This is a genomic window from Cohnella sp. CFH 77786 (assembly GCF_019400745.1).
Taxonomy (GTDB): domain Bacteria; phylum Bacillota; class Bacilli; order Paenibacillales; family Paenibacillaceae; genus Cohnella.
This window is the reverse complement of record NZ_WJIB01000003.1, coordinates 394,929-408,505: the sequence shown is the minus strand read 5'-3', so window position 1 is coordinate 408,505 and position 13,577 is coordinate 394,929. Positions and strand designations below refer to the sequence as shown.

At 51.3% G+C, this 13,577-nt stretch carries 9 protein-coding genes; all 9 read right to left on the bottom strand.

Annotated features, from left to right (window positions below):
- Positions 1-69 precede the first annotated feature (69 nt).
- On the bottom strand, positions 70-1,041 hold the full coding sequence (locus GE107_RS06935) for a carbohydrate ABC transporter permease (protein WP_219638933.1): 972 nt from the start codon (positions 1,039-1,041) through the stop codon (positions 70-72).
- The gene (locus tag GE107_RS06930) at positions 1,028-1,939 is read right to left on the bottom strand and encodes a carbohydrate ABC transporter permease (protein WP_219638932.1); all 912 of its coding nucleotides are present in this window, start codon (positions 1,937-1,939) and stop codon (positions 1,028-1,030) included. Before GE107_RS06930 ends, GE107_RS06935 begins: the two co-directional genes overlap by 14 nt.
- Before the next feature lie 4 nt (positions 1,940-1,943).
- Positions 1,944-4,565, bottom strand: coding sequence for a DUF5696 domain-containing protein (locus GE107_RS06925; protein WP_219638931.1), 2,622 nt, complete (start codon positions 4,563-4,565; stop codon positions 1,944-1,946).
- 7 nt (positions 4,566-4,572) lie between these two features.
- Complete coding sequence (locus GE107_RS06920; protein ID WP_219638930.1) at positions 4,573-5,196, bottom strand: Yip1 family protein; 624 nt, start codon at positions 5,194-5,196, stop codon at positions 4,573-4,575.
- Positions 5,197-5,233: 37 nt separating this feature from the next.
- Positions 5,234-6,685 (bottom strand): NHL repeat-containing protein, encoded by a 1,452-nt coding sequence (locus GE107_RS06915; protein WP_219638929.1) that lies wholly within the window; start codon positions 6,683-6,685, stop codon positions 5,234-5,236.
- A 31-nt stretch (positions 6,686-6,716) separates the two neighbouring features.
- Positions 6,717-7,607 (bottom strand): carbohydrate ABC transporter permease, encoded by an 891-nt coding sequence (locus GE107_RS06910; protein WP_370636286.1) that lies wholly within the window; start codon positions 7,605-7,607, stop codon positions 6,717-6,719.
- 1 nt (position 7,608) lies between these two features.
- Positions 7,609-8,493, bottom strand: a complete 885-nt coding sequence (locus GE107_RS06905) for a carbohydrate ABC transporter permease (protein WP_219638928.1) — start codon at positions 8,491-8,493, stop codon at positions 7,609-7,611.
- Positions 8,490-11,408 carry an extracellular solute-binding protein gene (locus GE107_RS06900; RefSeq protein ID WP_219638927.1) on the bottom strand — a complete coding sequence of 973 codons (2,919 nt, stop codon included), beginning with the start codon at positions 11,406-11,408 and terminating at the stop codon, positions 8,490-8,492. Before GE107_RS06900 ends, GE107_RS06905 begins: the two co-directional genes overlap by 4 nt.
- A gap of 72 nt (positions 11,409-11,480) precedes the next feature.
- Positions 11,481-13,562, bottom strand: coding sequence for an immunoglobulin-like domain-containing protein (locus tag GE107_RS06895; protein WP_219638926.1), 2,082 nt, complete (start codon positions 13,560-13,562; stop codon positions 11,481-11,483).
- Positions 13,563-13,577 lie beyond the last annotated feature (15 nt).

The window sequence follows — 13,577 nt, the reverse complement described above, 5'->3', positions numbered from 1 at the left end:
ATCGTGCTGAAATCGCAACCAGTACGATGACCAATAAGCATATGAGGAGAATCGCCGGCCGGATTCTTGTCATCCCACGATACCGGATTGTTCAAAGTTCTCGACGATCCGCTTCTGTACGACGAAGTAGATCATCAACAGCGGCAAGAGGTAGATGAAGGCTGCCGCTTGCTTGGCGGCATCGAAAGCAAAGGTGGTAGCCCCGGGTACGTCATACCAGGTTCGGATGGCATATAAAATATGATTGACATTGGCCGGTGCGAATGTGGTTGCAAGCTTGAGGCTCAAATAAGGGCCATCCGGATGAAAGTATCCCGTATAGTAAGTGTCTCCGTAATTCCACACAAAAGCAAGAATGGCCACCGTCATGATCGCCGGTACGGCATTCGGCAGTCCGACCCTGAAATAGGTCTTGTAGAAGCTGCAGCCATCGATATAGGCAGCTTCCTCCAGTTCCTTCGGCAACCCCTTGAAAAACTGCCGGAATATGAAAACAAACATGCTTTGCTTGACCCCGAAACCGAATAAGGCGATCAGATAAAGCGTATAGGGCTTGTTCAACAAGTCGATCGTACCGCCATTCATGGCCGTCATGATTCCCATCATGTCAAAGTGCTTGAAGCTTAAATATTGCGAGATCAACAGCGACTGCGGAGGGACGACGAAGGTCAGGATGACAAGAAACAGGACCAGGTGCTTGCCCCAGAAGTCGACCCGTCCGAGCGAGTATCCTGCGATCGCGCTGACGAAGATCTGGATGAAGGCGATCACGGCGGCAAAACCTACGGATTGCAGGATCGGCATTCCGTTGCCGAACGCAAGTCTCATTGCCGCCTGAAAGCTGACCGTGGAAAACTGTTCCGGCACCCAGATGACATCGGGATTGCCCAGATCCTCCAGGTTGTTGAATACGACCGGAGCCAATTTGATCAACGGATACAAGATGGCAAAACCCATTCCGATAATCAGCGAGAAAAACAACAGTCCGAAAATCGTCTTCTTCATTTTCTCCCGGACTGCCCTCATATCATTTGGCAGCATGATTCAGCTTCACCACCCTGCTAAGGATTAACAATAACAGCAGCAAATCGAGAAGAACATTGAACAAATAAACGACCGATAACGCCGAACCTACGCCGATGTTGTTCTTGTTGAAAGCAAAATAGTAAACCTCCGTGGAGATCGATGATTTGAGGAACATGTCGACAAAAGTATAGATGAAAGCAAATAGCGAGATGTTGGACATGAGCGGGAGCGTGATTTTCCAGAACACTTCGTAACTGCTCGCGCCTTCGATTTTGGCCACCTCATACAACGACTTGTTGATGGATTGCAGTCCCGCCAGGAAGATCAGCGTCTGGACCCCGGTCTGCGACAGCAGCAGAAACACGTTATTGGCCAAATCCGAAATGAAAATCGAAACCTTCAAGGGAAGAAAGGTATAGGTTAGCAGAAAATCGATGATCATGCCGTTGTCGAACCTCTCGCTTACGGCCGCGTCGGCGACATCTCCGCCCGTCGTGACCATGATCAAATCCACGACGACTTTGAGTCCCAGTACGATAGGCAGAAAGAAGATCACCCTGGCGAGCCCCTGCCCCTTGAATTTGACATTGATCAAGATGGCGCAGAACAAGCTGAATACGACGATCACCGGCGTATTGACGAAGATATTCAGATTCTCGTCGGAGAATATTCTTAAAAACTGCTTGCTCTGACTGGACACTTCCACTTTGAACAGATCGATGTAATTCTGCAGGCCTACATATTTTTGAACCATTCCGCCTGTGTCCGCCACGCCTACGTTGTGAAAGGAGTATTTGATCGTGTTCGCCAGCGGCGTGATGAAGAACAGGATGAACCCGATCAGCCACGGCAGCACGAAGACGATGCCGTGGATTTTTCTCATGTTTTTATATGAAACGCGGATTTTCGCCATTTCCTTACCTCCCTTCGATGAGATAGCCTAACGCATCAAGATGATATCCCGAGGCGGAGACAGGAAATTTGTTATAATTGACGATCACTTTTGCTCCTGAAGCATACGTCGTTTCAAATACGTTTTGATCGAGCATGCGGTGGCCGACGATTTCCTTGGAACCGATTTGCGCAAGTCCTCTGCTATACTTCTCGTATACGTCTTTGATTTTATCCTTCAGCGAAGCGTACTGAATCGAGAAGTAGTCGCTGTAATCGGTATTTTTAAGGATATCTGCATTCTCGGCGCTGATGGTAAACTTCGGGATGCTTCCGAGCTCGAAGGCTTGCAGCAGGAAATAATCGCTTCTGTCCGAGGACATGTTCACATTCAAGGTCGTATATTCCGTCAGTCCGTTCATCACCAGCTGCCGGAACGGGATCGAAACGTACATGGTGCCGTAATTGCTGCTCTCCCTGGAGATATCGGCCGCGTAGCGGATATAACCGATTTTATCGATATTCGGATTTTCCAAGGCGATCGTTTTATGATCGGACAGTTTCTTCAGGTTCTCATTCACGATCGAACCGGCGATGACGGGATCGATGATTTCCCGGGGATTGTAGTGGGCATAGTAAGTCGACCCCATGTCCTCCACGAATAGATTCGGATAGTCCTTCGATTTCTTGATGAATTTGTCCACCGTATCGCTTAAATACAATGGGTTTAAAAGGTATTGCTTCGTGCTGAACCGATTAAAAATGCCGATCGAATAGAGATACTTCCGGATTTCAACCGGTTTTCCGTCATACCCGTACAACGCATTGCTTTTCGGCCGGAAGCCTCCGCTTGTATCGGTTACTCTCATCAGGTCGGCATTCAGGAACAGCGAATTGCGTTCTCCGTCGAAATATTTCATTAATGAGTCCAATTCCTTCTTGCTTCCGTTTGCCCCCGCTAATTCGGCCTTGTTTCCGATGGAGTTATTCAGGCCGTTGTTGAAGACGCCTTTATAGTTGACGATCTTGTCGATGCCCTGCATATCCTTCATGATCGCCAGCAGCTGACTATATTTCGTCATGGAATAATTCTCTTTGTAGGGGATCCCCAGAAACCGCTTCTTAAGGGTTACCGTTCCGATCACGTCGAGAAACAGCTTCGGCGTCGTGTTATAGGAATCCTTGAGGTTGTATTTCTCCTTCAGATATTCCTTATAGGCCTTCGCCAGATCGTAATAGGTTACCTTGCCCGGAAACAGCTTGTATCTTACCGTGTAGTCCACGGGTATCAAGCCGGTCGTAGCCAGAAAGCGAGCATCATTGTCGCTGTAAGGTCCAAACACCTTGACCCGGGAATACTGCATGGAGTCGAAAGCGCTGTAGACCTTATTGTAGAAGGTACCTCCGGCCGACGTATCCTTCGCGCCGAGCTGGACCTTGATGTGTCCGAGCTCCGCCCCCTTCTCGATAATTCCCATGAATCCACGCGACTTTCCTGTCTGATCCGTGCCGTACATGCCAAACACAGGCATCGTCAGATTCTCGGGATATTCAGGCATCACGTAGAGCGTGTCGTAATAGGTGTTGTTGTAGACAGGCCGATCGTATTCCGGATACTTGCCATTGAACGTATTAAGTCTGAACAGCGCTCCGGAACCGTCCGGCACCAGGATATACCCGTCGTCCGCCTTCTCCGCCGATGCCAGTCCGAAGGAGGGGAGCACGGAGATGTTCTGCAGCGTATAGAAATCATTGTCGCCTTGCGTCTCGTACGTCGGTACTTTGACGACAAGATCCCCTTGGTCCAACGTCACTTCCATCGTGACGAGGAATCTTGCGGGTTTCGTGATCGTTACGCTGATTCCGTACGCCTGGCTGTCGGCCATCAGCATCTCCGTCGTGTATTCCACCGCTTTGGAGAACTGGATCAGTTCTTTCACGAGAGAGAGCGGCGGAAGCCCTGCAAACTTGTTGAAATAATAGCCGTTATCCTGGTCCAGCTGATAGGTGAGCTCCAGCGCTTCTTTATATTTTTGAGCTTGATCCGCGCTTATTTTTCCTTCCTTCACCTTCTGATCCAACGCATCCAGAAACTCTTTTTGATAATTTTCCGTTGATATTTTGGCCGGCATATATTCGTCCAGACGGTAGGATTCCGTTTCGGACAAGTCGAATACGATTTGGACACCGTTGTTGATTTGATGGAGGGTGTAGCTGCCGTTCTGAATGCTGTATCGATAAGCATCCCATTCGCGCATGGAACTGTCCTTGCCCAGAAACTTGATCACCATGGGCGATTTCTCCAGATCCCCGCTTTTTTCATCCGGATAGATGCTGTTCCACTCGGCGCCCGATTTCGTATCCACGACTTTGATATTCAATGTGGCCGTATCGATCGACAGCTCTTTTCCCTCGCTGCTTGCCAATCGAACCGTTCCCGTTTTGTTGTCGATCTTGCCGATCGAAGCCGATAATCCTTCTCTGGAATACGCCGGCGGTGCCTGACGTTTAATGTTCGCATGTTCGACATACCGGGGAACGTAATAAATCGCCGCAACAATCAGTACGGCAAGCAACGCCAGCAGAAGCCCTTTGATTCCCGCACCCTGGATTCGTCTTACCGCCGCTCCGCTCACACGGTTGATCATCTGGTCATCACCTTTTCGTCAACTCAATGAATACGGTGTGAATGAATCCGAACACTTTCCCGAGCAAGGTGAAATACAACATGGAGAGAAAGACAATGATCACCGCGGAACAGAAGGAAACGACAAGCGTGACAACGTTCGTTAACGGTTTGTATTCATGAACGACACACAGTCCGCAGAACAGCAAGAAACAGAACCACACCGTTCCAATCGCCTCGAATGCATGCAGCAGCGCCGTTTCTTCCTGAATAATCATGTTGCTGAATATCATTCCCGCGAGGTCGAAGATCAGCTTCGGAACCAGAGAATAGCTTATCACGATATAAATATCTCCCATGGTTCCGTTGCCGTCGAACAAGGTCGTGATGCTCCAATTGCTGATCAGAAACAACAAATAAGGGAACAAAGTCGTTAAGAAGAGCGTGATGCTGTTCATGGCAAACAGCGGATTGCGGTTCAGAATAAAGCCGGTGTATTGATAACCCAGAATGCCTGCAACGCCGCAGATCAGCATGATCACCGTAGGAATCGTGTAATTTCTTTTTCTCGCGAATTTCAGATCATAGAAACCTTCGAACGGATGAAAGAGTACGTAGAACATGTATTTTCCGTCTGCCATCATTCCCGACATATCGAGCACCCCTCCCCTTTCCAGCCTTGGCCTTTCGTTACCCGTGTTTCCTGTTGTATCGATATTCCGAATACAACAATGCGCCGGCCAGGAGCACGAACGAGACGACAAACCAGATGAAGTGCTGTTGGATGAACAAATTGCGATACTCGGCGAAAGCTTTGGAATAGTAATGACGGCTGTTGCCGAGTTTGAAATAATATAACGCTTCTTCGTACAAATCCTGCATCAGGTAATTCCTGCCTACGCCGGTATAGGCAATCTCGTAATTCGCGTTTTGCGCGAGCGTATCTTGGTACGCTTTGCCCGCCGATTCCCAGTTTCCGTTCAGGTATTGTTTTTCGGCTTCCAGAGCGGCCTGACCGAATTCCGTCGGTTGAAAGATATGGGCGACGCCGAATTGCTTGTCGGCCACGATCAGCTTATCTCCAAACCAGGCAATGGCGGTCGGATTCCGGACATTGCCCTTCAAGTTCCCGGATGAATTAAAGATGTTCATGATTTCCCCTTCGAAATTATAGAGAAATACCCTGCCCCTTGTTTTATCCAGAAGGGCGTACACGCCATAGTCGGTAACCGCGATATCGACAAACCGGCTGTAATCCTGCTCGCTCATGTAATGCAGGTCGCCGATGACCGGCCAACCATACGTAATCAGCACGTTTTCTCCCTTGGCATTGAAGCGGAATACCCGATCCTTGGCCGAGGAATCAAAGGTCGTCGCATAGATCAACCCTTCCGAATCGATGCTCACGTTATTGAAGGAAGGGGCGAATATCTTCTTCATCTTTTCCTTCTGCTGGTTGGTGGCGATCGATTTCCAGAAGTAATCCGCCACGTTGACCCTGGGCTTGTTCAGGCCGAAATATCGGAAGAAGGAGCCGTCCCGGTTGATTTCCACGATGCCTTCATAACTGCCCTGGACAACGACGCTGATTTTCCCTTCCTTGTTCACAACCAGCTTGGAAGGTTTAAACGGTGTCACCCCCGGCATGTTTTCCGGCTTTTCGATCGTCCTTTTGTAAACGTAGGTCTTCCCGTCCAGAACGATTATCCGCTCCGCCCCTGTGTCGGCAATATATAGCTCTTCGAGCGCATCGCTGTAAAATACGCCCTCCGGTTGATTCAACATCAGCTGTTTGTTCGTCTCCGGATCGACGACGAATTTGCCGTGCTCATTCTTGACCAATTTAATGGACAGAAGGAACCGGAGATCCGAATCGAAAACATTGACCCGGCTTTCCACGGAATCCACCAGAAAGATCCTGTCCTTGCTTACATACACATCGTCGACGCTTTCCATTTTGATTTTGCCCATCTTGCCGCTATCCAGCGTAGTCACCCATTCGAACGCCGGAAGGCTCCTTACGGCATCCGCCCAATAGTCGTACGTATAATTGCTTTCAAAGGTATTCGCGGCATATGCGCCGGCAGGTTGAAGCGTCAAGCATAGGATGAAGGCGATAACAGCAGCCCACTTATCTCTCATAACCGCCCGGCCTTCCTTTCCGAGTCGTCCATTATTCTTTAATGCCTGTCGTCGCCATGGTCTGAATCACGTTGCTCTGCGAAATCACGAACACCACGACGGGCACGACCAGCATGATGAGCGTAACGGCCGATGCGACCCCGGTTCTGGCGACGCCCGCGTTCACGATTTGCGACAACGCGTAACTGACCGGCTTCAGCTTCTCGCTGTAAATAAAGCCGCCCCCGGTGGTCCCCCACAGAAACTGAAAGGATAGGATGACAAGCGTGATCCAGGCCGATTTGGAGAGCGGCATCATGACCCTCCAGAAGATGGTGAACTCGCCGGCCCCGTCCATTTTGGCGGCCTCAAGCAGCGCGCTGGGGACCTGAACCATGAAGTTCTGCATCAGAAACAGCCCCAATGTGCCGCCCGCGGAAGGAAGAATAATGGCCCAATACGTGTCGATCATATGCAGCTTGGACATGATGATGTAGTTCGGCAGGGCGGTAACGGTTCCGTTAAACATGAGGGAGTAGACGACCAGCTTCGACATCAGCCTCGAGCCCGGGAAGACGTATTTGGCAAGCGGGAAAGCGGCCATGGAACCGATGAGGACCGTTCCGACCGTTCCCAGCGCGGTGAGAAACACGGTATTGAAGATATACCGCGACAACGGGATCCAGGAGTTGCCGAGAATGATGGACAAATCGGCAAAATTGGTCAGCGTCGGGTTCTGCACGAACAGATTGGGCGGAAAGACGAAGATCTCGTTCAGCGGTTTAAAGGCGTTATTGATAATGAACACAAGCGGCCATACGCTGAATAATCCGAATACGCCCAGAAAAAAAGTAAGGGAGAAGTCCCCGAGGATGCTTCTGTTCCTTCTCTTGAACTTCCTGGATAGGTAAGCTTTCCTGACCGCTGCGGCAACACCGATCACGCTAGGCACCTACCCTTCTTAACGCTTTCTGGACGATGATATTGGTAAATACCATGATGAAAAACAAGATCGCGGCGATCGCGGAAGCGTACCCCATCTCATACCGGACAAATCCGTAATCGTGGAGATGGGTCAGAATCGTGTGGCCGGCATAGGAGACCGAAGGGAAACCCGCAAGTTCGATCGAGATTTGCGATACCGACAGGGAGCTCGTGATCTGCATCACCGCTCCGAACATCAGCTGCGGCTTCATTGACGGAAGCGTAATGAACCAAAGCTCCTGCCAGCGGTTTCGGATCCCGTCGATCGAACCCGCTTCATACAGCGTTTTGTCCACATTTTGCAATCCCGCGATGAAGGCCAGGAAACTGACGCCCAGACTTAACCACAGCTGCACCAAGATCAGGATGGGAAGCACGTACTCTTTCTTGTCGAACCATAAGATCGGCTCATCCGCGAATCCGAGTCTCAGCAGCCAGGAATTGGCGTATCCATACATATCGGACGAGAAAATCAGCTTCCAGATCAGATAGGCGTTGCCCGAAATCGAAGGCGCATAGAACACCAGCGTCATGAACGCGCGGATTTTGGGCGAGAGCTCATTGATGAGCCAGGAAAAAACGAAACACATCAAATAACTGACCGGCCCGGTAATCAAGGCAAATAACAGCGTATTTTTTACCGCGATCAGAAAGACGTCATCGTTGACCATGAGATTGATATAGTTGCTGAACCCGACGAACTTGGGGAATTCCAGCATGTTGAAAGAGGTGAAGCTGATCACGATCGACGCCAGAACAGGGATGGCGGTAAACACGATGAACAGAACCGCGAATGGAAGGATCAGCAAATATTTTTCCCAGTGCTCTTTCCACGCCTGCTTCACCTGTACTCCTCTTTTCCCTCATTCTGAATGGAAGACAAATGGAACTCCTTGCGTTTTTTGGCCAGCTCCTTGTCGATTTGCTTGACATGCATGAACAGCGCCTCGCGAGGATTCACGCCGCTCGTTACGCCGTCCCACGTGACTACGGCGCGGAAAGCATAATCGATCGCTCTTGCCGTCATATATCCGCCGGGTACCTCGGGCATTCCCACGGTCTCCTGAAACTGCTTCATCAGTTCCTGCGAATCTTGGGTCGACCAAGGGAGCTGCTTCAACACCTCGAGATTCGCCGTCGGATATCTCGCAGCCGCGCCCATGACCGCCTCAAGCGCGTTCGCGTACCGCGTCTGGGTATCCGTATCCATCCACCATTTCAGAAACTCCCAGGCTTCCTTCTGTTTCTTCGAGGAGCTCATCATGATGCTGTCCACGGTTTCGGAAACGGCAGAGCGGTTTATACTTCCGTCAGGATTCTTCACACCCGGCAGCGGGGCGAAAGACCACAAGCCGCGGATCTCCGGCGCGAATACCGCCAGTTGGTTGAAGGTCGTATAAGGCGCAATGCCGATCGGCATCTCGCTGGACCTGAACCGGTTGGGGAAATCGGCGGATACCGGCAATCTGTAGCTGGTAAAGAAGCTGGTAAGCCTTTTAAACGCATTCATGGCGCTTTCGTCGGTCAAGCCGCTCCGAATGCCGTAATCGTTGCCGCTGCCCTGATAGAGGTCTCCTCCGTACTGGTACACGAGCGACGGGTACAACCCTTGAGCGTTTACATAGAAATCGTATTGGTGCGCATGCAGGACGGAGATCACATTCTCAAGATCATCCCAGGTCTTGGGAGGCTCCAGCCCGAGCTGCTCCAGAATATCTTCCCGGTAGAACATCATCATGAAGGTTTGCTGCTCCGGAAGACCGTATATGCCGTTCTGATAGGTCACCGTTTTCAATGCGCTGTCCGCGAACTTGGCGCCGATTTCGTTAAAGCCGTCCAGCTTGGACAGATCGACCAGGGCGTTGCGCATGGCAAAGTTGACAACCGTTGCCTGAGGGATCGCCAAGGCGACATCGGGGCCATTGCCCGCAAGGGTGGCCGGCAGGATGACATCCTCGGGGATGAGCTGCAAATCCACCGCAATATTCGACTCCGGCGTGAAGCTCTGATCAATCAGATTTTTGATGATCTGTGCCTGATCGCGCCCGGCCGAAAACCATACTTTAAGGGCTTTGCCGCTTGAAGCGTCGGACAATTGGGTTTGGTCGACGAAGAAAGTGGACAGAAACCGTACCGTGCTGTTATAGCCTCGAACGAAGACATTCGGCTTCGGAGAAGGCAGCTCCGCTCCCGGCGCGGACAAGGCAAAGCTGTCCAGCAGAAGCGGCATCTCCGATATGGATGAGATCCAGGAGCCCATAGAGGAGATATTGTTTTCCAGCGTGTGCAGCTCATAGATGACGCTTTCGGGCTTCCGGCTTAATTGTTCCGCCTGCACCTGCATCTTGCCGATGATCGCCGTCTTTTCGCCTTTCTCCCCGGTGATTCGGACCAATTCGTCTACCACTTTTTTCAAACGGTCGCTTTCCGCCCGGAACGTTTCCGCGTAGTCGGGAATTTTTTTCGTGATTTCATAATCGATATATTTGTCCGGCGCAAGTCCGGTAATTTGAACGGTTTTGCGGTACAGTTCATTCAGGACGAGCACGCTCTGCTCCACTTCCGACAGCGGCATGGCGAACCGGCCCAACACGACTTCCAGCGATATCGTGTTCTCGCCTTGTTTCAGAGGAATCAGATAATCTTCGCCGGGTTTCCCTAATACATAGTTGACAAATCCGGTATGGAAGCCGAAGGGGATCGCCGCCGCTTCGAGAAACGGAACCTCTCCGTTTACTTTCAGCTGCCTGTAGGACATCACGCCCCGGTTCGTGTTCTGTTCCCCCCGGAAAGAAAGGCTGTATAAACCCTCTTCCGGCACGTTCATCCGCCACTGGATATAATCGCCCGGGGTTCTCCAGTTGGGACCTCCGATCGTATTCAGTTTGATTTTGTACGGGTGATAGGGGACGGTATTGGGATTGCTGTAGTCGGTAGACATTACGATATCGACCGATGATTTCTCGATATTCAGCGTATTCCGGTCCGTTCTCTCCGCCTGGTAGACAAGATTGGCTTTGTCATAAACCTTGTATTCTTTTTTCCATTCCTGGATGACCTCTGCGTAAGGCTTGATTTCGGGCGCCGCCTTGAGCGTAATGTCGCCAATCTCCAGAGGCTCCTTGACCGATTCCAACGTTAACGTGTGCTTACCTGCACTCAGATAGAATTTATAAGGCTCCAAGCTTCTCTTTTGCGAATCGTTCAGATAAACCGTCTTCCACTCGGGTTTTTCCACCGCTTCGGGACGAATCTCATTCCCGTCCTTCTCCGCGATCGGCTTTCCGCCGCTGTTGTCCCAGATCCGGTTGAAGATCAATTGGTCCATGCCCTTGAACAAACTTTGCCCGTCGATCGTTAATTTTCTCTCGATTTTGGAGTTCGTTCCTTTAACTGGAAGGTACTTCACGGCAATGTTATAGAAGCCGGCTTCCTGCACGGACACATTCCATGTAAGGGTGCCGCTGTCGCCGATGATGACGGAACCGTTGTCCATCCTTGCTTGCATATCGCCGGATGTCCGATAGGAGCCCAGATCCACCTTGATTTCCGAGGAGGCCATCGTTCCGGCATAGCCTTGATCGGCAAGGTATTGCCGGTACGATTCTTCCACATACCCCTGGTTGTCCTCCGGCATCATGGCGGATACCGCACGGACATTCCCCGGTCCTTGAGCAGGCATGAACAGGAGGAAAGCTGCTATGATCGGAATACTAAACGCGAACATTCTCTTCACCATGATCATGCGCTTAGACCTCATACCCCTAAACCTCCATTAATAGGCCTATAGGTGCTATGAAATCCTTCATAGCACCTATCGCCTCCAAGCTTGCTACTCTACCGTCACCGTAATCTTCAGATCGGCCTTATTCCCGGCAAAATCCGTCACGGTAAGCGTGACCTCATATTTGCCCGGCGTCGTCACGTCAAGTTCCCCGATATCGGCCGTAATCTTGCTCTTCAAGTCAAAGCCGTCCTTGTCCGCAGCCTGGTCTACGAAATCGTTCGCCCAATTGATCTTGGAAGCATCCTCATTGACTTTAATCGCCCTGTAGCCTTCCTTGGCCTTGATCGTCGGAGCGGTTTTGTTTTTCGGATCGTAGACGAATACGGTAAAGCTCTTTTTCCCCTCGTTGCCGGCCGCATCTTTGGCGGATACGGCAAGGCCGTTGTCGTATTTTCCGACTTTGTTGAACGTAACCGCGCTGGTGTCCACCTTGACATTGGTGAAAGCAATATCCCCGTCTACCGCATCTTGAGCCTTAACGAAGGTATCCCATTGGATGGAGGACGGATCCGTACCTGCCGCCACGGCAATCGGTGTCCCGGTCTCCGTGAACGACGGAGGAATGTTATCGATGAATTTCCCCGAACTGAGCGCTTTTTCCGTTGAACTCATGGATTCAAGGATTAGATTCTTCTGCGCGTCGATGGCTGCGGCGTACTTCGGAGAACCGTTCAATCCGTAAATGGAATTCCCCAGAATGGTGTCGCTCCACAGGTTGGCCCACGGCATGATGCTGGAATACTCATTCGGCTTGCTTCCGGCGATCGCCGTGAACGCCTCCATCATATTGGCGCCCAGCTTCTCGTTCGTCACGTCATATCCATAACTGATCGCCGTATTTTTGGCTTGCTTGGTGAAGAAGTCGAGCGCCTTATCGCTGCTCGCCAGCGTTTTGTATGCCGTCGACCAGTACAGCTGATAAGCCTTCAAAGCAAGCTCCGTCTTCTCCTTGGATATCCCTTTCAAGACGGCCATCTGGTTGCCCGGAAAAACAACCTGCTCGTACTTCGGATCATCCGCCGCGATGTTGTCCGGTCTCGGGAAAGGCACGACGCCCATGGATTCGCCGCGCCCGGCAAGCGTCTGACCTGCGCCGGTGGACAGCCATGGAACCATGTTGGTGAATACCGTTTCTCCATTGCCGAAGTCGCTGCCGTTCCACGTCCATCCCGGAACGGAAGTATCGTCTCCGTATCTGACCGACATCATCAGGCCTTTCGTCATCAGCCCGTCGATGTATTCTACCGCTTTCTTCGCTTCCGGAGCGTCTGCCGTCAGTCCATTGGCTCCGTATACCGCGCCGCCGTTGGAGTGAATCGCCTGCTGCGCCGTATAGCGGTAGTCCGTTTGGAAGGCCTTGATCGGCACGTCCGTTCTTACGGGAGCCTTCTTGTTTGCATAATAAGCATTGACCTTCGTCAGGTAATCTTCGAAGGCAGACCAGGTCCATTTCCCTTGTTTCCACAGATCGACCGGATACACGGTTTGACCGTTTTCCTTCAGGGCATCGACCTTATCCAGGTACGCAATGTTGTAAACCAGCGGCCAAGTGTTCACGAAATCCAGAATATAATTCAGGAAGTAGTTGTGCCCGAACATCTTGTCGCCGAACATCCAAGCGTTGTCCGGGTCGCTGAAGATGCTCTGATATTCATCAAGAGGCTGGAAGATGTTCTGCCCCAGCAAGGTTCCCTGCGAACCGCCCCACAACAGGCAGACATCGCAGATGGGATCATTGGCGAGCACGGATTTCAAGAGCGCTTCCCTGACATCGCTCGGGTACTGGATCCATTTGATCTGGACATTCAACTCTTTCAGAACGGCTTCTTGCGCCTTCTGTCTGGCCAGCAGCTGGTCCGGCGCCATGCCCGGCGCGCCCGTGACGGGATCCTTCCATTCGGGATCGTCCCCCTGTTGCCAATGCGTACCGAAAACGATGACCGTCGGCGCTCCCGTCTTCGTTTCCTTGGCAGCTTCGCTCGATGGAGAGGGTTCGTTTTTGCTTTCCGAGCTCGTGCCTGTCGGCGTGGCTTCATTGCCTCCTGAACCAAAGCACCCGCTTAATAAAGTAACGAATAAAGCAAGTACAACAAACATTGCAAGAAATCCAGACCGTTTGCTTGCCATTTTGTCGCCCTCCTT

Coding starts and splice junctions, on each gene's coding strand:
- GE107_RS06935 (WP_219638933.1), bottom strand. CDS start 1,041: ATGCTGCCAAATGATATGAGGGCAGTCCGGGAGAAAATGAAGAAGACG.
- GE107_RS06930 (WP_219638932.1), bottom strand. CDS start 1,939: ATGGCGAAAATCCGCGTTTCATATAAAAACATGAGAAAAATCCACGGC.
- GE107_RS06925 (WP_219638931.1), bottom strand. CDS start 4,565: ATGATCAACCGTGTGAGCGGAGCGGCGGTAAGACGAATCCAGGGTGCG.
- GE107_RS06920 (WP_219638930.1), bottom strand. CDS start 5,196: ATGTCGGGAATGATGGCAGACGGAAAATACATGTTCTACGTACTCTTT.
- GE107_RS06915 (WP_219638929.1), bottom strand. CDS start 6,685: ATGAGAGATAAGTGGGCTGCTGTTATCGCCTTCATCCTATGCTTGACG.
- GE107_RS06900 (WP_219638927.1), bottom strand. CDS start 11,408: ATGAGGTCTAAGCGCATGATCATGGTGAAGAGAATGTTCGCGTTTAGT.
- GE107_RS06895 (WP_219638926.1), bottom strand. CDS start 13,562: ATGGCAAGCAAACGGTCTGGATTTCTTGCAATGTTTGTTGTACTTGCT.